This is a genomic window from Pantoea sp. CFSAN033090 (assembly GCF_001264395.1).
GTDB lineage: Bacteria > Pseudomonadota > Gammaproteobacteria > Enterobacterales > Enterobacteriaceae > Pantoea > Pantoea agglomerans.
Map to the genome: position 1 here is coordinate 25,689 of NZ_LGYX01000003.1, position 19,904 is coordinate 45,592.

21 protein-coding genes and 1 riboswitch are annotated in these 19,904 nt (G+C 56.1%); of the genes, 10 read left to right on the top strand and 11 right to left on the bottom strand.

The genetic code is table 11. From position 1 onward, the window contains the following. Positions 1-191: 191 nt before the first annotated feature. The gene (locus AFL22_RS02560) at positions 192-647 is read right to left on the bottom strand and encodes a carboxymuconolactone decarboxylase family protein (protein WP_052270742.1); all 456 of its coding nucleotides are present in this window, start codon (positions 645-647) and stop codon (positions 192-194) included. Between the two features lie 59 nt (positions 648-706). On the opposite strand from AFL22_RS02560, the gene AFL22_RS02565 reads away from it, so the two are divergent. Further along, on the top strand, positions 707-2,146 hold the full coding sequence (locus AFL22_RS02565; protein ID WP_052270743.1) for a PLP-dependent aminotransferase family protein: 1,440 nt from the start codon (positions 707-709) through the stop codon (positions 2,144-2,146). Here AFL22_RS02565 and AFL22_RS02570 read toward each other — a convergent pair. Further along, the gene (locus AFL22_RS02570) at positions 2,136-2,378 is read right to left on the bottom strand and encodes a DUF1158 domain-containing protein (RefSeq protein ID WP_010253517.1); all 243 of its coding nucleotides are present in this window, start codon (positions 2,376-2,378) and stop codon (positions 2,136-2,138) included. The two genes, AFL22_RS02565 and AFL22_RS02570, sit on opposite strands and share 11 nt — an antisense overlap. 316 nt (positions 2,379-2,694) lie before the next feature. On the opposite strand from AFL22_RS02570, the gene mntP reads away from it, so the two are divergent. After that, positions 2,695-3,270 (top strand): manganese efflux pump MntP, encoded by a 576-nt coding sequence (gene mntP / locus AFL22_RS02575; RefSeq protein ID WP_010253515.1) that lies wholly within the window; start codon positions 2,695-2,697, stop codon positions 3,268-3,270. A 509-nt stretch (positions 3,271-3,779) separates the two neighbouring features. Here mntP and AFL22_RS02580 read toward each other — a convergent pair. Continuing rightward, positions 3,780-4,685 carry a LysR family transcriptional regulator gene (locus tag AFL22_RS02580; RefSeq protein WP_033773308.1) on the bottom strand — a complete coding sequence of 302 codons (906 nt, stop codon included), beginning with the start codon at positions 4,683-4,685 and terminating at the stop codon, positions 3,780-3,782. 168 nt (positions 4,686-4,853) lie between these two features. On the opposite strand from AFL22_RS02580, the gene AFL22_RS02585 reads away from it, so the two are divergent. After that, positions 4,854-5,867, top strand: a complete 1,014-nt coding sequence (locus tag AFL22_RS02585; RefSeq protein WP_022623962.1) for an NAD(P)-dependent alcohol dehydrogenase — start codon at positions 4,854-4,856, stop codon at positions 5,865-5,867. A gap of 226 nt (positions 5,868-6,093) precedes the next feature. Here AFL22_RS02585 and AFL22_RS02590 read toward each other — a convergent pair whose 3' ends face one another. Further along, a complete protein-coding gene (locus AFL22_RS02590; RefSeq protein WP_033766567.1) occupies positions 6,094-6,996 on the bottom strand; it encodes a LysR family transcriptional regulator in 903 nt (300 codons plus the stop codon). 128 nt (positions 6,997-7,124) lie between these two features. On the opposite strand from AFL22_RS02590, the gene AFL22_RS02595 reads away from it, so the two are divergent. Both AFL22_RS02595 and cspA read left to right on the top strand, forming a co-directional pair. Continuing rightward, positions 7,125-7,388, top strand: a complete 264-nt coding sequence (locus AFL22_RS02595; protein WP_039388063.1) for a DUF2798 domain-containing protein — start codon at positions 7,125-7,127, stop codon at positions 7,386-7,388. A 657-nt stretch (positions 7,389-8,045) separates the two neighbouring features. Next, entirely contained in the window at positions 8,046-8,258 is a 213-nt protein-coding gene (gene cspA, locus AFL22_RS02600; RefSeq protein ID WP_010671477.1) for an RNA chaperone/antiterminator CspA, read from the top strand. 181 nt (positions 8,259-8,439) lie between these two features. Here cspA and AFL22_RS02605 read toward each other — a convergent pair whose 3' ends face one another. Then, a complete protein-coding gene (locus AFL22_RS02605; protein ID WP_052270744.1) occupies positions 8,440-8,625 on the bottom strand; it encodes a hypothetical protein in 186 nt (61 codons plus the stop codon). 167 nt (positions 8,626-8,792) lie between these two features. Here AFL22_RS02605 and AFL22_RS02610 point away from each other — a divergent pair, with 167 nt between their 5' ends. Further along, positions 8,793-9,704 (top strand): alpha/beta fold hydrolase, encoded by a 912-nt coding sequence (locus tag AFL22_RS02610; protein ID WP_052270745.1) that lies wholly within the window; start codon positions 8,793-8,795, stop codon positions 9,702-9,704. Then, complete coding sequence (locus AFL22_RS02615) at positions 9,697-11,088, top strand: hypothetical protein (protein ID WP_052270746.1); 1,392 nt, start codon at positions 9,697-9,699, stop codon at positions 11,086-11,088. The genes AFL22_RS02610 and AFL22_RS02615 overlap by 8 nt, the downstream gene beginning before the upstream one ends. 21 nt (positions 11,089-11,109) lie before the next feature. On the opposite strand, the gene AFL22_RS02620 is transcribed toward AFL22_RS02615, so the two are convergent. Together AFL22_RS02620 and AFL22_RS02625 are read right to left on the bottom strand one after the other, a co-directional pair. Continuing rightward, a complete protein-coding gene (locus AFL22_RS02620; protein ID WP_010253488.1) occupies positions 11,110-12,462 on the bottom strand; it encodes an MFS transporter in 1,353 nt (450 codons plus the stop codon). 170 nt (positions 12,463-12,632) lie between these two features. Next, positions 12,633-13,535, bottom strand: a complete 903-nt coding sequence (locus tag AFL22_RS02625) for a GntR family transcriptional regulator (RefSeq protein WP_010671481.1) — start codon at positions 13,533-13,535, stop codon at positions 12,633-12,635. A gap of 137 nt (positions 13,536-13,672) precedes the next feature. Here AFL22_RS02625 and AFL22_RS02630 point away from each other — a divergent pair, with 137 nt between their 5' ends. Further along, positions 13,673-14,701 carry a zinc-binding alcohol dehydrogenase family protein gene (locus tag AFL22_RS02630; RefSeq protein WP_033780926.1) on the top strand — a complete coding sequence of 343 codons (1,029 nt, stop codon included), beginning with the start codon at positions 13,673-13,675 and terminating at the stop codon, positions 14,699-14,701. Between the two features lie 23 nt (positions 14,702-14,724). On the opposite strand, the gene AFL22_RS02635 is transcribed toward AFL22_RS02630, so the two are convergent. After that, positions 14,725-15,645: a nucleoside hydrolase gene (locus AFL22_RS02635; protein WP_045139528.1), complete on the bottom strand. Its 921-nt coding sequence runs from the start codon at positions 15,643-15,645 to the stop codon at positions 14,725-14,727. Positions 15,646-15,762: 117 nt separating this feature from the next. Beyond that, a riboswitch (Fluoride riboswitch) is annotated at positions 15,763-15,838 on the top strand. Between the two features lie 88 nt (positions 15,839-15,926). Between AFL22_RS02635 and crcB the strand changes: the two genes are divergently transcribed. After that, positions 15,927-16,304: a fluoride efflux transporter CrcB gene (gene crcB / locus AFL22_RS02640; RefSeq protein ID WP_022623971.1), complete on the top strand. Its 378-nt coding sequence runs from the start codon at positions 15,927-15,929 to the stop codon at positions 16,302-16,304. Positions 16,305-16,436: 132 nt separating this feature from the next. Beyond that, the gene (locus AFL22_RS02645) at positions 16,437-17,252 is read left to right on the top strand and encodes a sugar phosphate isomerase/epimerase family protein (RefSeq protein WP_033773108.1); all 816 of its coding nucleotides are present in this window, start codon (positions 16,437-16,439) and stop codon (positions 17,250-17,252) included. Here the strand turns inward: AFL22_RS02645 and AFL22_RS02650 are convergent. From AFL22_RS02650 to AFL22_RS02660, 3 genes are all read right to left on the bottom strand, one after another. Further along, the gene (locus tag AFL22_RS02650) at positions 17,249-17,854 is read right to left on the bottom strand and encodes a prolyl oligopeptidase family serine peptidase (RefSeq protein WP_010253470.1); all 606 of its coding nucleotides are present in this window, start codon (positions 17,852-17,854) and stop codon (positions 17,249-17,251) included. The genes AFL22_RS02645 and AFL22_RS02650 overlap by 4 nt on opposite strands. A 10-nt stretch (positions 17,855-17,864) precedes the next feature. Next, positions 17,865-18,806, bottom strand: coding sequence for a glutathione S-transferase family protein (locus AFL22_RS02655; protein ID WP_010671487.1), 942 nt, complete (start codon positions 18,804-18,806; stop codon positions 17,865-17,867). Positions 18,807-18,904: 98 nt separating this feature from the next. After that, positions 18,905-19,816 carry a LysR family transcriptional regulator gene (locus AFL22_RS02660; RefSeq protein WP_052270747.1) on the bottom strand — a complete coding sequence of 304 codons (912 nt, stop codon included), beginning with the start codon at positions 19,814-19,816 and terminating at the stop codon, positions 18,905-18,907. Positions 19,817-19,904 lie beyond the last annotated feature (88 nt).

The window sequence follows — 19,904 nt, forward strand, 5'->3', positions numbered from 1 at the left end:
TACTGGTGCAACGACGGAATGGATATGAACCGTGCGGAATTATTTAATCCGCTGAAATTTAGCGATTTATTATGCAGTAAGGAATAACGGGAATCGGGGGAAGAGAGGCTGAAAGGCTGCTTGTGTAAAAATAATGTTACATTTTTGTGAGTCTGAAAATGCGTGCACACCGGCGCACGCATCGGATTCACTTATGACTGACTGGCGCTGGCGGGCAACTTTTTCAGACTTATCGCCATGCGGTTGTAGGTGTTCATCAGACCAATCGCGATGTTCAGATCGACAATCTCTTTTTCACTGAAGTGCGCTTTCAGTGCGGTATAGCGGTTGTCTGGCGCACCCTGCTGAGCAATCAGGGTCAGGCATTCAGCCCAGTGCAGGGCAGCCTTCTCTTTATCACTGAACAGCGTACCGGATTCCTGCCAGACCGAGGTCAGCACGATCTTATCCCAGCCCATGCCCGCTTTATTCAGTGCTTTGGTATGTAAATCAATGCAGTAGGCACAGCCATTAATCTGCGATATGCGCAGGAACAGTAGTTCCAGTAAAGTGAGCGGCAGATCGGTTTGTGCCAGATAACTGTATACGCCGCCCAGCGCTTTCATGCCTGCCGGTGCTGCACTGTGAAAATCGATACGTTCGCTCATCTTATTGCCTCATTCAGGGTTGATAAGGCGATTTTCAGCCTTTCAATGGAGCAGATAAAGTGCCAAAAAATGAGAGTCTGACTGGTCCATCGCCGCTTTCCACGATGACACTGCAGCGCGGCGCGTCACGTGGCCTCAGTGAACAACTGCGCCAGCTGATCGAACAGGCGATTGGTGAAGGACGTTTACAACCTGGCGCGCGTCTGCCTTCCTGTCGCGATCTGGCGGCTCAGCTCGGCGTGGCGCGTGGCACCGTTCGCGCCAGTTACGACATGCTGGTTGATGGTCAGTTTCTGCAGGCCAGAGGCGCGGCGGGTACCTTCGTCAGCCCATTACCACCGTTAAAACCGGTCAGCGCCGATGCTGAACGCCAGCTGCTGGAAGGTGCAGAGGAGTATGAAGCGCCACCGCTGACCTTCCAGATGGGCATTCCTGCCAGCGATGCATTCCCGGCCAAAGTCTGGCTGCGCATTCTGCAGCGTCAGACGCGCCTGCAGGTCAGCAGACCGGCCAGCTATCCCGATCCCCGCGGCAGCTTAGCGTTGCGGCAGGCGCTGGTGGCCTACCTTGCGGTGGCACGCGGCCTGCGCTGTCAGGCGGACCAGATCATTATTACCAGCGGCTATGCTGGCGCAATGGGACTGATTGGGCTGGCGATGAATTTTCAGGGTAAAACAGCATGGCTGGAAGATCCCGGATTCTGGGTGGCGCGTCGCGCGGTTGAAGCGCTGCGCGTCACGCCGGTTGCCGTGCCGGTTGATGCCGAAGGGTTGCAGGTTGAGGCCGGGATTGCCCGCGCGCCGGATGCCGCTTTTGCGCTGGTCACGCCGGGACAGCAGGCGCCGCTTGGCATGACGATGAGCCTGGCACGCCGCCATGAATTGCTTAACTGGGCCAGCCGCGCGCAGCGCTGGATTATCGAAGATGACTATCTCGGCGAGCTTCAGCCCGGCAATCGCGCCGCGCCGGCACTGGCCGCGCTCGACAGCCAGGGGCGGGTGTTGCACATCGGCACGTTCAGCAAGACGCTGACGCCGCAACTGCGGCTCGGTTTTATGGTGGTGCCACCCGCGCTGACGGCCCGGTTCGGCGAGGTCTGCGCGTTGCTTTCGCCTGCCTCCTCCGGATTGCTGCACAACGCGGTGGCGGAATTTCTGCGGGATGGCCACTTTATGCGGCATCTGCGGCGCATGAAGCGCGTCTATCATGAGCGGCTGGAGCAGATGATCGCGGCGCTGCATCCTCACTTTCCTGACCTGCAACGCGCCGGGCTGGCGGTGATTGTCCGTTTACCCGCCGGTTCACCGGATCAGGTGATTGCGCAGCAGGCGGTGGAGTGGGGCATGGCGCCGTCGCCGCTGTCGATCTGGTATCAGCAGGCGGATCAGCGCGGTGCGGGCCTGTTACTGGGGGCGGCCCATCTGCCACGTGAAGGTTATGCGCGCAGTGCCGAACGGCTAAAGGCGCTGGTCGATGCGTATCCTGCTGTCAGCCCCTGAACCAGCGACGCCAGACAAAACGGATAACAAAAAACTCCAGTGCGCCCAGCAGCAAAAACCAGACGCAAAACACCACCGTGTAGAGCTGATTCAGGTCCTGCAAATGGAACATCTGCAACAGATGCTGCGCCACCGTCACGCTAAAGGCGGGCGCGGGCAGCAGCAGCGCCGAGAGAAAGCCCAGCAGTAAAATGCCACCAGGCACGATCAACGTTTCAAAAGGGTTATTCATAACCGGTATCCCATATTTATCAGCCCGGCATTTTCCGGTAAACGGCGACACGGTTCAATGGTGGCGCGCTGCTTCGTGCGCATCCGGCATGCTGCATGGCCAGACGAATGGTCAGAAAATGCTTTGCTACCATCGACTTAGCGCGAGTCATAGCGGATGATAAGAGTTATAGCCTTTGCTATACTTAAATCCCTGATTTTACTGTCTTTTTATCTTTGGGTTTGCATGGTAGACTGCGCCCACTTTTTCATAACTGAACACTTTGTGTGGTGAATTCAGCGTGAATTGCCGCTTTTTCGCCCCAGGTGAATAAATCATGACCTTTATTGCCACTTTAATTCTTGCGCTGGGCATGTCGATGGACGCGTTTGCTGCTGCTCTGGGCAAAGGTGCCACGTTGCATCGTCCCGGTTTTAAAGAAGCGCTGCGTACCGGTCTGATTTTCGGCTCAATTGAAGCGCTGACGCCGCTGATTGGCTGGGCGCTTGGCCTGGCCGCCAGCCGTTACATCATGGCGTGGGATCACTGGGTCGCCTTCATCCTGCTGGCGTTTCTGGGTGGCCGTATGATGATGGAAGGCTTCCGTCAGACTGCCGTCGCAGAACCCTGTGAAGCCCCGCAAAGCCATGGCTTTATGGTACTGGCGACCACCGCGGTAGCGACCAGCCTGGATGCGCTGGCTGTTGGTGTGGGTCTGGCTTTCCTGCAGGTGAACATCATTACTACCGCGCTGACCATTGGTGCAGCCACTACGGTGATGGCGACGACTGGCGTATTAGTCGGGCGCTTTATTGGTCCGATCCTGGGAAAATGGGCTGAAGTGCTGGGTGGAGTAGTGCTGATTGCCGTCGGCTCCACCATTCTGTTGCAGCATCTCGGCTACACCGCGTAGGGCTTTTGCACATAAAACCGCCATTTTTGTGATCTGGTTCAAATTTATTTGCTGTTAAAACGCACAGGAGCTATACTTTTTCGGTATATGTTCAACTAAATTTGAATCAGGTGTTCCATGAAACGTATTTTTAAACACGTGTTCCGCGCTTACGTTGAGACGTTCAAACACGTACCGCCGGGTGCCATGTACTAAGCACCCCGCAAGAAACCCTCGATAATCGCGGTCAGGGATCGACCTGTGATTATCACCTTTTCTGCTTTTTCTGCCTTTGCTTCTGCTGATTTAAACCCGCGTTTTTGCACTTCGGGTGCATCCTGTTTGTTGCTACTCCTCTCCTTCTGATTTCCCGTTATGCGCCACTTTGTGCCAGAAACGGACGTTGCTGTAGCGATCTAATCTGCCCGGGAGATTTCCGGATGCCAGACAAAATGGCGGCATACCTTAAACAGGAAACAAGCACTTTTAATGGGTCACGGGATTGCCTGTGCCGAAGCTTAGATTCACGGTTAACCCTGATGATTCTTCCTGAATATTTCAGTAAACCATTCGATAAAAACCCGGACCTTAGGCGGAAGATAGCGTCGGTCAGGGTAGAGTATAGAAACCGGTTTCGTCACAGTCGCATAACCCGATAATACTTCCTTCAGCTGGCCTGTTTCGAGGCAGGGCTTTAATGCCGTATATAATGCGTGAAGCATGCCAAGGCCCGCCACGCCACAGGAAAGAAGGACGTCAGAATTGTTAACTCGTACGCTGCTTCCCGGATGCCGTGAAACAATTTCGCCGTTCATGACAAATTTCCATTCCTGGACGTCCCGACTGTGTTCATTAAAAAAATAAATGGCTTTATGATCTTTAAGGTCATCAGGCGTTAAAGGAGTGCCATATTTATCCAGATAAGAGGGTGCTGCACAGGTGACCATCTGCAGGCTGCCCATTCTGCGCGAAATAAAATTCGAATCAGCAAGCTCACCGAGACGAATAACACAGTCCACACCTTCTGTAATTAAATGGGTCAGGCGATCTGAAGCGGTTAAGACTATTTCAATTTCAGGATATAAAGCCTGAAACTCGCTTAATTGTGGGATCAGGATACTGTGCGCCAGCGCCAGTGGAACATCAATGCGCAGCTGGCCACGAGGTCGCTGATTTGAAGAGTAAGAAGCCATGATATCGCTGGCATCACTCAGCAGCGTTTTAGCCCGCTGATAAATTTCCTCCCCTTCAACGGTCACACTCAGACTGCGCGTGGTGCGGTGCAATAGCTTAACGCCAAGCTTGTCTTCCAGTTGTTGTACGGACTTACTGACCGCAGGGCGATGCAGCTGCAAGGCGTCAGCGGCCCGGGTGAAACTACGGAATTCAACGACGTGAACAAAAATATCCATCAATTCCAGCATGTTCGAGCGCATCATTTAACTCCGCAAAAAATATTCCTGCCGAAATAGTGTATTGCGGATTATATCTCATTCCGATTGTTTCTCCTGCAGTAACACTGAAGTCCTTTTACGTGGCTTTTTACGCCTGCCTGCTTTTTTTATCATCGCCCTATTCGATGCATACACATGGGAAATGACAAAATGAAAGCATGGTTACTGAAAGATTTTGGCCTTGAAAACTTAAAGCTTGAAGAGGTGGAAACGCCTGTACCTGGTCCGGGTGAACTTCTGGTTAAAGTTGGTGCGGTGTCTCTGAACTTCAGGGATAAGGCAATAGTAGAGGGTTTCTATGAGCCTCATCTGGTTCCAAAGCCACTGATTCCTGTCTCTGATGCCACGGGTACCGTTGTTGCCACGGGGCAGGGTGTGTCCCGTTTTAGCACGGGTGATCGCGTTAACTCGCATCTCTATTCACGCTGGTTAGAGGGTGAACCTGCGGCCGATGAGCCAGCATGGTGTATTGGAATGCCGTTACCCGGCGGGCTGGCTGAGTACATGATCATTCATGAGGACAGCGCAGTTAAAGCGCCTGACAGCATGACCGATGAAGAAGCCTCTACACTTCCCATCGCTGCACTTACGGCATGGTACTCGCTAATGGATATCGGCAATCTGCAGCCTGGTCAGACCGTGCTCGTACAGGGAACCGGTGGTGTATCGGTCTTCGCTGCTCAGATAGCGCATGCCTATGGTGCACGTGTCATTGCCACCTCCAGTAACGATGCAAACCTTGAGCGCATTAAATCACTGGGAGCCGATGAAGGGATTAACTATAAAAAATACCCTGAGTGGGAAAGAAAAGTGCTTGAAATGACTGATGGTAAAGGCGCTGACGTAACGATAGATGTCGCTGGGGGCAATGGCATCAATCAGTCAATTGCTGCGACAAAAGTTGCCGGTACGATTGCTCAGGTAGGATTTCTGACCGGCCAGACAGCACAACTTGATTTGATGCCGTTAATTTTCCGTCAGACAAAAATCCGGGGCATTGCGGTTGCACCACGCTCCTCGTTTGATCGGATGAATCCGTTCCTCAATAAACATAATATTAAACCCGTCATTGAACAGGTTTACAGCTTTAATGAGGCGGTTGAAGCCTTCCGGCATCTCTCCCGTGGTGCATTTGGCAAAATCGTCATCAGAATTAGTGACTGATAACGAATTTTTATTCCTCAATTCTGGCAGTTTTCACCGACTGCCAGATACTTTTGGATCCCAATCTCACCGCGTTAAACCCCTTCTCAAAGCGTGCTTATATTCCTTCTGCACATCGTCAAAAGGGCCGCTTTTCGTATCACCACGACCGGCAGCGGTGAGTTACTTTTGCGGGTGGATAAGCAGAAAAATACGTCAATTTTCGCCCGGCAAAAACGCTCCTGTCTTAAATTGCATCGGCCAAAAATTCAATAAATGTCCGTACTTTCGAATTGAGTGCCGAACGTTCGGTGACACAGGCATAGATATTCATCGGCAGGGACTCAATGGTGCTCTCGCCACTGTGACCTGACCAGGACAAAGGCCTTAGCAGACCGCTGTCTATCAGTGGCTGAGCAACAAAACTTGCCAGACGGGCAATGCCGCCGCCGTTTACGGCTATTCTGGCGATGATATCAATATCATCGCTGATAAAACTGGGGTTAAGTTTTGCATTAACAGGCTGTCCGTTGACCATAAACGTCCATGGCAGAAACCGTCTGTCGGTGGGATAGCGGAAAACCAGGCAGGCGTGCTGGCTAAGTTCTCCAGGCGTCTGAGGCGTGCCAGCGCGATCAAGGTAAGCGGGAGCCGCACAGAATATAAAGGGTAACGATGCGATTTTTCTGGCGATCAGTTGATCATTCAGCTGTGCTTCAATGCGGATACTGACATCGACGCCTTCCAGGCGATGATCGACGTTGCGATCGGTACTGATCAGTTCAATATCTATATCGGGGAAAGACGCTTTGAAAGCGGGCATAAGGGGAGCCAGAACGTACCGGCCAAACGCGGCTGTCGTAGCGATACAAAGTGGCCCCTGTGGTTTGGTTTCATTCGCAGCAGCCTGCGAGGCGAGTTCGATATCATGTGGGATGTGACGGACTTTCTCGAAATAGCGTTTACCGTTTTCCGTTAAGGTCATGCTGCGGGTGGTGCGCGATAGCAGTCGCACGCCCAGATGCGCTTCAAGACGCGAAAGACTCTGGCTGACTGCTGCCGGACTCATACCTTTAGCGCGTGCCGCCGCTGCAATACTGCCGTTTTCTACCACGCGGATAAAAGTGCTAATCAGCCCTAAAATGTCCATCGTATCCTCAACCGTTAATTCGTCACTTTTACTTAATAATGATTAAAGCATAACCGCTCTACAACCCCCCGCATAAGCTTGTTAAGTTAGCCGCAGTCTTATCTACTTTTGTTAAACAGGATATTCAGATGACTGATGCTGCAACAAAAAAAACCTTACGAACCCGCTTGCCGGTGCGCACGACACCTTACATATTTGCGCTTTATATGGCGATCATCATGGCGTTCCTGATGAGTCTGGTCATCACGTTAGCCGAATTCGGAATGGGGCCTCATTACATGACAAATGTGATGAATGCTTACCAGGTCGCCATGCCAGCGGCTTTCTTTTGCATACTGGTTGTCCGTCCTGTTGTTATCCGGCTCGTAGGATTGACCGTTCACGGTCACTGAGACAGTCAGCATGCCCATTACGGGCGTACAGGTAGGGTTTAGCCCGCTTCTCGCTCATCGCGTCAGGCTGCTTCTGCACCAGAATGGAGGCGGGTGGCAAATCTCCAGCATTTCAGATGCGGGGTGAGGGCGGGCAGGTCGTCCGGATACTGACCGGTATCAGGATGAAAGATACCGAAGAGTCGGGCGTACGATATGCAGCAGGTAAAGCTCACAGATGAAGAGGGCGATGACAGCGCTTCACTGGCCGTGCGGTAATTTTACGCGATGTGATATTACTGGCTCTGTTTATTGTTAAGCATCAACGTTAAATCCGCACCGTCATTATGACTGGGCTGGCCTGCTCCTCTTCGCACACAGCGGAGCCTGAAGCACTTCCTGAGCAGTCAAAATAAAACAGCCATTCAGCCATCTGAGCGTTTAAATGGTTAAAATAAATAAACATATACATTGCTAAATTATTATCGCTATGTCTTAATGCGTCATCGGTTTGGAACACAGACCTTATGAAAGCAGTTTTAGTAAAGTAGTCCTCAGTTCAAGTGTTATCCACAGATATCCTTCTTCGAGAGCCTCCTCCTAAGTGCCCAATAAGTAAATCTCTAACTACAGGCCATCTTCGCCGCTCTTAGTGGCTAATCGATTAAGGAAATATCTATGTCTAACAAAATGACTGGTTTAGTAAAATGGTTTAATTCAGATAAAGGTTTTGGCTTTATCACTCCCGATGATGGCAGCAAAGATGTATTCGTACATTTCTCTGCTATCCAGGGTGATAACTACAAAACGCTTGATGAAGGTCAGAAAGTCTCCTTCACCATTGAAAATGGCGCCAAAGGCCCTGCAGCTGGCAACGTCACAGCGCAGTAAGCCGCGCTCATTATCAGCGACGCTTACAATAGCGATGAAGACATAAGTCTGAGCAGATAAGATCTGCTGATAATAAAAGAAACCCGCCCAGTGCGGGTTTTTTATTGCCTGAAATTCGTATTATCTCTGATCCGTTAACCTGCTCCGTGTTTATTAGTCCACCCCGAAGTTAATCCTCTCTTCATAAGCCCTGCTCGTTATGAAATGTTACGTTAAGCCATCGGGCAAAAGCCATAACGCGCCTTTTGAAATCAGCGATGCTCCCCTGAGGTGTATTACTGATTACCAGCAAGTAATCCATTTCTTTTGCTAACGCTGGATATCGGGCATTGAATGTAAAGCGATACTCCTCGAGTGTTTCAGTCATTGCCTTCCCGCTTACACCAGACAGATCTCCCGCCAGAGTTCATCACCCGCAATGCCAGCGTCTTCTTAGGCGAAACCCCATACTTTTTCACACCATCGCGCGGATAACCCGCCTGCTGCCTGATCCCGACCTACACTGAATTATTCTCCCCAAACCAGGAGCAGCGGATGATCCAGAAGCATCGACGAAAACAGGCAGCGATTGTGGCAGGTGTTGGATTGGGTGTGGCGGCCACGTTATGGGGCATGAAACGCTGGCGGCAACTTAAGGAGACGCCGCCGGTGTCGCCGAACAGTCATCACGCCGGTCTGGCCGGTTATTATCAGCAGATTGGTGACTGGCGCATGTTTACCCGCGTTACGCCCAATGAGGATCAGGGACTGCCGGTCGTGTTAATCCACGGTCTGGTGATGTCGGGCCGGGCGATGGAGTCACTGGCGCTGGCGCTGGGGCGCGACTATCACGTGCTGGTGCCGGATCTGCCCGGTTTTGGCGCCAGCACACTGCCCCCTTCTGCGCCGATCATGTCGGTGGAGCAGCTGGCGGATGCGCTGTGGCTGTGGTTACAGCATAACGGTTTCCAGCGTGCTATCTGGGTCGGCAATTCGTTTGGCTGCCAGATTCTGGCCGCGCTGGCGGTGAAACATCCACAGGCTGTGGCGGGACTGGTGCTGCAGGGGCCGACGGTCGATCGTCATGCCCGCAGTCTGCCGCGTCAGCTCTGGCGCGACTGGCGTAATGGCCGGCTGGAATCACGTCGTCCACCGGGGCCACTGGCCCGAATCGATTACGCCAAAGCGGGCCTGCGGCGCGCCTTCGGTACCCTGCGCGCCATGATGCGCGACCGCATTGAGCATCGCCTTACTTACATTAACGCACCCACGTTGCTGCTGCGGGGCTCGCGCGATCCCGTCTGTCCGGCCCGCTGGCTGGATGAACTCGCCGCCCTGATGCCGCGCAGCGAAAGACTGACATTACGCGACGGGACGCACACTTTGCACTACGTCTACCCGTGGAGTTTCTGTCACGCCATCCGCCCGTTCCTGGCACGTATTCAGCAGGAGGATCAACATGAGTAAACCACCAAGAGGGATTGCCCGCTTTGATTCTGCTGCCGCCATGCTGCTTGCGCTGGCCAATGCGCTGCACGACCGCCCCTTTGCCAGCCCCAGCCAGTCACCGACGCTGGATCGCCTGTTGCCGTCGCTTAACCGGCTGCCGACCGGGCTGCGTGAGTGGGGCTATGCGCTGGGCGGCATGGCAGAAGGCATCAGCCTGCGTCAGGCGGGTGAACTGGATGTGGAAGGGATCGCCGAATGGATGGTGAGTGAATACCCGCAACAGGATTATCCGGCGGCCTTTATCGGTTCATCGAACGGTGCACTGGTGCATCTGGCGGCGGCGATGGGTGTGCCCTGGTTGCCCCAGACTTTTCTTTGCCCGGTGCGGGCCGCAAATAACGATCCCGATGACGCACAGACCAGCTTTGAGCAGGGCAAAGAGATTGCTGCCGCGCTGCTGGCTGCCTGGCCACGGCTGGCGGTGCACCATATGCAGGACCCGAATCAGGATCGGTTGATGCTCGATCAGATGCGCTACTTCCGGCTAAAACTGCGCGAGCTGCCGCTGGCCTTCAACGAATTCCTGATGGGAAGTCTGCCCGCCGGATCAACGCTGTTTATCAATCATTGTACCCGACAGTGGCCGGTAACCCGCACCAGCGATCGCTCGTTTTTCCAGTTTGGTGCGCTCGGCGGCGCAACCGAAAAAGAGTACTTACAGGGCGGCCCGCGGGTGGCGGAATATCTGGCACGCTATGGCATCGATCGCGAGCGCTGGACGCCGCCGGCCATTACTGACCACGTGCCGGAAGCGGAGTGGGGACTGGATGGTTATCTGATTTCGCCGCTGAAAAAACTGGCGGAAGCTCAGAACTGGAAGCTGATGGAGATTCGTTATGAAGATCCAGAGGCGATGAGCTATGTGGTGGCAGAGATCTACCGCGACTGGTATCTGGCGGCGGGAATTTTACCGACCCGGCTGACGGTGGACAGCTTCCTGCTGATGGACCCGTGGTGCAGCATGCATCAGCACGCCATCCCGTTCTGGCTGGTCTTTTGCACCGAGCCTTCGGCCGCGGCCCTGCAACGCTTCCTGGAAAAACAGCCGCCGTTCCGCAACATCGACATGATGCTCTTTTCTCACGGCACCGACAGCATCGGGCTGGCGGAGATTGACCGCTGGCGGGCGCTGCTCTCCCATGCACGTGATGAAGGCGTATTGATTGGCGTGGATGAAGAACGTTTCCCGCGTGATTTCGCGACGTTTGCCCGCTTCGACTCGGCGCTGCGTGAACGGGCGCCGCTGTTGCCACCTCCACCCGCGCTGAGCGCGGAGAAGGTGATGACGGGTATTCAGCGTTATGGTGCGAAATATGGGGTCACCCTGACGGCGCTGACGTAGCAGTCGCGCCGTCAGTCGTGATTATTCGCCGTCGGTGATCGGCTGGCGCACCAGCAGCAGGTAGGCGAGTGCGCCAACCAGCGTCACGCAGGCACAAATCATCAGCGCCATGCTGAACGATTTGGTGGTGTCGAGCACCCAGCCAGTGATGACCGGCGCGAACGAGGCGAAGATAAAGCTGGCGAAGTTCTGGATGCTGCCGACAGACGCTGTCATACGGGCGGTGACGTTGGCGTGGATCAATCCCCAGCACGACGTTCCGGCGAAGTGGATACAGAACAGCGCCATCCCAATCAGCGTTACGGCGCTGGTGGTGTCGGTCGCGCGGGTCACCACGGCGGTAAAGCCGGCGGACAGCAGCATCCCACTGACGATGCAGACTTTGCGGGTTTTCACCGCGTTAAAGCCGCGACGTACCAGCGAGTCGACCACATAGCCATTCAGCAGCATGCCCGCCGCACCGAACAGGAACGGAATCGCCGCCAGCAGGCCGGTACTTTTAAGATCGAGATGATAGGTCGACTGCAGATAGCCCGGCAGCCACGCGATATAGAGCCAGGCGGTGTAGTTGATGCCGCTGAAGCCAATCATCATCCCCCACATGGTGCGCTGCTTAAACAGGCCGCGCCACTCTTTGAAGCTGATCGGCTCTTTACGCGAGGCGACGCTGCCCGCCTGCAGATAGTGGATCTCTTCAGCGCTCAGGGTGTTGTTGTCGCGGTCGCGGTAGATCATATACCAGCCGATAGCGAGGAACATGCCGAGGATACCGATCGTGACAAACATGCCACGCCAGCCCATCACCAGCATCATCGCCGCCAGAATCGGCGGAGCCACCGACAGTCCAATCATCGAAGCCGCATTGAACATCCCCATCGGCATGCCGCGATCTTTAATGTTGAACCAGTCGTTGATCACTTTCACGCCGCACGGGTTCATCGGCGCTTCACCAATGCCGAGGCCGATGCGCACCAGGATGAACTGGGTAAAGTTATGCACCAGGCCAGAGGCGGCCTGGAACAGCGACCAGATAAACATGCCAATGCCGAGCATAATGCGCGGCCCTTTACGATCCAGCAGCGCGCCGCACGGCAGTTGCGCCAGGCCGTAAGCCAGCGAAAAGGCGGAGAGCAGGAAGCCGATTTCGGTGGCGCTCAGCCCCATCTCCTCGCGGATGGTCATATTCGCGACCGACAGCGAGCTGCGATCCAGATAGTTGATGATGGCGGCGAACAGCAACAGCAGCATCGCCGTGATCTGAATCTTGCGGATACGCGGTGAACGCACCACGTCGCTACGCATCGGCACGAAATCCTGGTCTGGTGGCGTGTCACCAGCTGCGCTGTCGCGGCCGGTTACTGAAGTCTTTTCCATTGCACTCTCCCGAAACTGGGTACTTATCGTTATGGTGAGAAGGGGTCTGCGCGCAGCGGCAAAAGGCCGCCGTGACGTTGCAGTCGAGACTAAGAGCAAAGGGTTAAGGATGTTGCAAAGATGTTTCTGAATCGTGCGGGAGCTAATGCTTTGTGGTTTTTAATCGGTTTTTAATTGTACTGACCGATTGAGCGCACCATCGAGGTTTTAGCGGTCGCCAGATGGTTATGTAATGCACAGAGGGCGTCGACATCCTGACGGCCAATCAGCGCGGTCAGAATCGCCATATGCTCCTCCAGCGCCACAATATTTCGCTGCTTGAGGTCGCTCTCATCCCACTGATAATGCGAGTGAAAGATCACCGAGATAATCTCCAGCGACTGATTGAAAAACGGGTTGTTGGCGGCGGATAAAATCAGCGAATGCATCTGACGATCCAGCGCGGCAAAGTGGCGATAGTTGCTGGCGATGGTATCGCGCATCGATCGGTGACGATCCAGCAGATCCCGCGCCTGAACCCAGCGCTCGTCGCCTGCGGGCAGATTCAGGAAACGACTCAGGGCATGGGTTTCCAGCATCTCGCGCAGTTCAAACAGCTTCTCGGCGTAATCCTGGGTGAATTTTTTCATCCGCCACTGGCCGCGTCTGACCGGCTCCAGCAGGTCATAGCGCATAAAGCGCAGCAGGAATTCGCGCACCACCACCGGACTGACTTTCACCTGCTGCGCCAGTTGCAGCTCGCTGAAGGTATCGCCGGGCACCAGCTGCCGCTGATTAATCATATTAAAAAACATCTGCTCAAAGTGGCTGGCCTGCTGCTCAATCGGCGGCGTTAACGCGCTAAAACCGTCATCTTCGCGCGGATCGCGCACGATAACCCAGGTTTGATCCACCTTATCCAGCACGCCGCACTGATGCAGATAGTGCAGGGTGTGGCGCACCGTAGTCCGGCTGATATTGAACATTTCCGCCAGTGCCGCCTGGGGCGGCAGCGGTGAACGAATGTGGTGCTGAGCGATGCTTTCCAGCATCTGGTTGATGACGTTCTGGCGCAAATTCTGGCTGCGGCTCATCTCACTCTCCGGTTTTTTATGCATTAAAAACCATTCAAAGCCCAAAAAAATCGCGGTGCTTCACACTTCCCGCAAACGAACACCGCAGCGCGTGCAGGATTCGCCATAACTGCCTGCAGGACAACCGGAGAATCACCATGACAACAATGAAAGCACTGGTCATCGCTGAACCACGTAAGATGGTATGGACCACCCGCGATATCCCCACGCCCGCCGCTGGCGAGGTAGTGATTAAAATCCTCACCGCGGGAATCTGCGGCACCGACATCCACGCCTGGTCCGGTAATCAGCCATTCTTCAGCTATCCACGGGTGCTGGGCCATGAAATCTGTGCCGAAGTCGTGGCGCCGGGAAGTGGTGCGGAGAGCTTTCAGCCGGGCCAGCGGGTGGCGTTAATGCCCTACATCTCCTGCCTGCGCTGTGACGCCTGCCAGAGCGGCAAGACCAACTGCTGTGAGCAGATTTCAGTGATTGGTGTGCATCAGGATGGCGGGTTCTGCGACTACTTAAGCGTGCCAGTCAGCACGCTGCTGGTGGTGGATGATGTCGCGCCGGAAGCGGCTGCGCTGATTGAGCCGTTTGCCATCAGCGCCCATGCAGTGCGTCGTGCCGCAATTGTGGCGGATGAGCAGGTGCTGGTGGTGGGAGCCGGACCGATTGGGCTGGGTGTTGCCGCTATCGCCGCCGCCAGCGGCGCGCAGGTGGTGGTGGCGGATACCAGCGAATTTCGTCGCCAGCATGTTGCTGACCAGCTCGGCCTGGCGACACTGAATCCGGCTGATGAAGCGTTTTACAGCGCGCTGCGCGAGGAGTTTGGTGGCCGTCTGGCGCTGAAGGTGATCGACGCCACCGGCAGCCCGGCGGCGATGAACAATGCGGTCAACCTGATGCGACACGGCGGCACGATCGTTTATGTCGGCCTGCACAAAGGCGATCTGGTGATCCCGGACAGTGAATTCCATAAAAAAGAGACCACCCTGATGGGCAGCCGCAACGCCACCCGTGAAGATTTCGATCGGGTGCGTGCGCTGATGGCCAGCGGCCAGCTGCGCGCCGAAATGATGCTGAATCACCATCTGGCCTTCTCCACGCTGGATGAAACCTTCGAGGCGCAAATCATCAACAACCGCGAGCTGATCAAAGGCGTGATTCATTTCGACCGGTAACGCGGCCAGTCGGTTCGCGTGGTTCAGGGCGCGGTGAGAGTCTGAAAGAAGTGCGCCCGCACCGCGTCAGCATCCACGCCAAGTGCGATACGCTGGGCGGGCAGGCCGTTAAAGGGATCCTGGCGGGATGCCAGCGCGCTCAGCTTACGCACCGTCTGACCGCAGGCGATGCCCTCCGTGATCACCCGAAGCGGGCTTTCGGTCAGGGTAAACGCCTGTGGCAGAGTGAGCCACGCCACCGCCAGGGTGTCGTGCAGCGCCATACCCTCGAACCCCTCTTTCTGCAGGCTGTAAGCCAGGTAAGGGCGACAGATCGCACTCAGCACCGGCTGATTCAGACGCTGAACCTCATCGCCGCTGATCAGCACCTTGTGCGTGACATCCAGCGGGATCACCACCACGTTCAGCGCCGAGGCGAGCACCTGATCGGCAGCATGCGGATCTTTCCAGATATTAAATTCGCTGAAGGGCGTCACGTTGCCACTGTGCCCGTCGGTGCCAAATGCGCCGCCCATGATCACCAGCTCTTTCACCAGCGGAATAATATCCGGCGCCTGATTAATGGCCGTGGCGATATTGGTCAGCGGACCAATCGCCACCAGGGTGATCTGATGCGGCTGCGCCCGCACGCTGTCGATAATAAACTGCACCGCGCCCGGCGCCTGATCGCTGCAGGCATTATCAAACGCATCGCCCAGCCCATCTTCACCGTGCAGTCTGGCAGGCGCAGAGGGTGGCAGCGCCAGCGGTCGCGAACAGCCGCGATAGACCTCCGCGTTAATCGCCATTTTCCCGCAAAACAGTCGGGCGTTTTTCACCGCCTGACCCACTGCCACGTTGCCGAAGACCGTGGTAATCCCCAGCAGATGCTGCGTCCGCGCCGCATAGGCCAGCGCAAAGGCGTCATCCACGCCGATATCGGTATCAAAAATCAGGGTACGCATAGGGTCTCCGCAACAGGCTGTAAACCATCAGCATTACTCCGTCTGTGGCGTGCGCGTCAAGGTTTTCAGCCGCCATGACCTCACTGTTGCCAGCCTGAAACGGGCGTCGTATTATCACCGGCTCAAGGTGATGGCGTGCCACCTTTCCCAACCGCCGGTGGGCTTTACACCGGCTGATGACGCCTGACACTCAATCCTTTCGCGGGAGCTGAGGTGTCAGGCGCAGTTTATCTCTGCCTTTCCCCCTCAGCCCGGCGTCAATCTGCAATCAGGAGCAAGACATGTTGAAACCGTTATTGGCTGTGATGATCGGCGGCTCTGCCGGCTGTGTACTGCGCTGGCTCTTTGCGATGCGCTTTAATGCGCTCTTTCCCAATCTGCCACCTGGCACACTGCTGGTGAATCTGATCGGCGGTCTGGTGATCGGCGGCGCGATGGCCTGGTTTGTTCGCCATCCCGACATCGACCCGATCTGGAAACTGCTGATCGTCACCGGACTGTGCGGCGGGCTGACCACCTTCTCCTCTTTTACGGCGGAATTAATGGGGTTGCTACAATCAGGGAACTATTTCTGGGCGATGACCAGCGCGCTGGTGCATGTGATCGGTTCGCTGCTGATGGCGTTTGCCGGTTTCGCACTGGTCACGATGCTGGGCTGATCCGGCTAAGCGGCGCTTGTCATACTCCTTAAGAGGTAGATACTGTTTCAGGTTTTACGCCCGACCATCCTGCATGAACGGGCGCAGAAGCTGAACGTCACCGATTATTCCGGACGATTAAGGAGCCGAGCAATGCGAACTAACCCCACATTCCTTAACCTGGTGCTGTTAAACGGTGAACCCGGCCAGAAGCTCCAGGCGGCGCATGACGCCGGTTTCGATCAGGTGGAGATCTGGCGCGAGGATGTCGAGGCGTGCGAGGGCGGCGCGGCGGCACTGGCTGAGATCGCTGCCCGGCAGGGACCTGGCTTTACCAATCTCCAGGTGCTGCGCGATTTCACCGGGGCACCCAGCGCGTTGCGCGGACAGAAGCGCGAAGAGCTGCGCCAGTTTATTCAGATTGCCCAGGCGCTGGGCTGCGACACCATTCAGGCGCCGGCCAGCACCCGTGAGGATTGCTGCGCCGACCAGATTGATGATGACCTGCGCTGGATGGCCTCTGAAGCTGCGCGCTACAACATGCGCATTATGTATGAGCCGATGGCCTGGTGCAGCGTGGATAACACCCTGCCGCTGGCGTGGCAGCGATTGCAGCGGCTCGATCAGCCCAATATCGGGCTGGTGGTCGACCTGTTTCATATCTGCGCGCTGGGCGGCGATGCCTCGCAGCTGGACGGCATTCCGGCCGATCGCATCTATGAAGTGCAGCTGTGTGACATGGCCGCCGTTCCCGCGCAGGATAAGCAGAGCCTGATGGCGATGGCGAAGCACCAGCGTCTGCTGCCCGGCGATGGCATTATCGACATTGAACGCTTTGTCGATAAGCTCAAAAGCGCGGGCTATCAGGGGCCGGTGGGCATTGAAGTCTTTAATGATGCGCTGAAACGCCTGCCGCCTGAGGTTGCTGCCCGTCATGCCTGGCAGGCATTAAAGCGCTGCTGGGGTTAATCCTGTAAGCACTGCCCGATAAACGCGGCGGCGTGCATGGCACCCTGAGCGGAGATGGTGTGGCCGGTGGCGGGTTCAAATCGCGCTTCTACCGGCACCAATGCGGCTCTGAGGCGTGCTGCGGCAGATTCGCTCTCCTGCCACGGAATCACCTCATCGGCCTGGCCGTGGATCAGCAGCGCGGGCAGATGAGGCTGTGGCGTCAGCTCACCGTCAACCGCCAGACGACCCGAAAAGGCGACCACGCCCGCCAGCGGATAACGGCCAGATGCCAGCGCATCCAGCGCCATGATCGACCCCTGTGAAAAGCCGACCAGCACCACATCCTGCCAGCGGTCGGCGAAGCCGTGCTGTGCGATAACGTCGCTGAGGGTCGCGTCAAACGCCGCCCGCGCGGCCCGTACCCGACCTGGCCGGTTCTCTGGCGTCACCTCCTCCAGGCTGAACCACTGCCAGCCAAAACCGGCGGCAAAACGTTCGGGCGCATTGGGTGAGGCAAAAATCACATCCGGCAACAGCGTCGCCCAGTGACGGCCAATCGGTGCCAGATCGTCGCCGTTACTGCCTACGCCATGCAGAAAAATTACCAGTGCTTTTGCCATTATTGCTCCTTTATAGGCCGTACTCGCTCAGATCCGGGCCTGCCGGAACGATCCCGTTCGGGTTCAGTGCCTTGATTGAGTAGTAACCCTGTTTGATATGATCGATGCTGACCGTCTCTCGCACGCCGGAGACTGACAGCATGCTCTTAAGATAGCGATTCAGCAGCGTATAGTCGCGTATCCGGCGCAGGTTGCATTTGAACAGGCCATGATAGGCGACGTCAAAGCGAATCAGGGTGACGAACAGGCGAATATCGGTTTCAGTCAGCCGTTCACCCAGCAGGAAGGTGCGACCATCGCTGAGCAGGGCTTCCAGTTCGTCGAGCTGGCTGAAGACGTCGTTAAAGGCCTGCTGATAGCTGATTGATGTCGTCGCGAACCCGGCGCGATAGACACCATTATTCAGACGCGGATAGAGACTCTCATTCAGCGCATCAATCTCAGGGCGCAGCGCGGCGGGATAGAGGTCGATGCGGTTATCGGCCAGATCGCCAAAGCCGCTGTTGAACATACGCACAATGTCAGCGGACTCGTTGCTGACGATGGTGCCGGTTTTCTTGTCCCACAAGACCGGCACGGTGGCCCGGCCCGTGTAATCGGGCGCGACGCGGGTATAGATTTCATGCAGGTACTGCGCGTGATTCAGCGGGTCCTGCTGTGCGCCGGGGAAATTGCCAAAGCGCCAGCCCTGAGCACCGAGCTGCGGTTCAACCACCGTCACGCTAATCAGCGACTCCAGCCCTTTGAGCTTGCGGGCAATTAACGCGCGCGACGCCCACGGACAGATCAGCGCCACATAGAGATGGTAGCGATCCGCTTCTGCCGCAAATTCAGTGGAGCCATCGCTGCTGATAAAATGCCGGAAACCGGACGTCTGACGAACAAATCCGCCCTGTTTATCGGTCGACTGCACCGGGTGCCAGTCACTACTCCATTTGCCTTCTACTAACATCGCGCGACTCCTCTGTAATGTGAGAAGCAGCTTAACTGATGACTAAACGGCTGATAATCCGGTCATAAAGACAATCATTTCTTCCATTCTGGAAGAAATTACGCGGGCGGAAAACGGGTAAAGTGGCTCACCAGGAAGTCGATAAGCAGGCGCGCCCGGTGTGCCAGATGACGGGCGGGAGGATAAACCGCAAACAGGCCAAGTGGTGGCGTGTCAAAATTCTCCAGCAGCCGGACAATCTCACCGCGTTGCAGCGCGGGAGCCGCGATAAAACCGGGCAGCCGCGCAATGCCCAGTCCGGCCATCGCGGCCTGCAGGCAGGCTTCGGTGTTGGCGAAGCGCAGACGCCCGCGGACCGGTACGGTGACAATCTCGCCGCCGCCGCCGCCGCCGCCGCCGGCAAACGGCCAGTGCCAGGGATCGCGAAAATTGGTGTCGATGATGCACTGATGCTGGGGCATCTCGCGCCAGTGCTGCGGCGTGCCAAACTGCTCAAGATAGACCGGCGAGGCGGCGATGCGCACATGCACCTCACCCAGCTTGCGCGCGACCAGGCTGCTGTCGCTGAGGGTGCCGATACGGATCGCCATATCAAAGCCTTCATCGACGATGTTGACGGCCCGGTCTGAAAAGCTGACATCCAGTTCAATCAGCGGATAGCGCCGGGCAAACGCCACCAGCACCTCAGACAACACCACAGTACCAAAGGAGCCGGGGGCGCTGATTTTCAGCCTGCCGGTAGGCGTCGTAGCGCTTTCACGCACGCTGGCATCCAGCGTCTCAAACGCATCAAGCAGATTTTTGACCCGCTCATAATAGCTGCGCCCGACATCGGTGGGTGACAGGGCGCGCGTGCTGCGTTTAAACAGCTGGACGCCGAGCCGCTGCTCCAGCTTTGAAACCAGCTTGGAAGCCTGACTGCTGCTGGTGCCGAGACGCAACGCCGCCGCAGAAAAGCTGCCGGTTTCCAGCACCGTGACAAACATCCGGTCACAATCGAGTCGATCCATGGCGGTGTCCTGTGGAGATAAAGTCGCAGTATAGAAGCAGTGCTCCGCTGATGCAGCCTTCACTTTGCGTGCCTTAACCCTTTCGCTG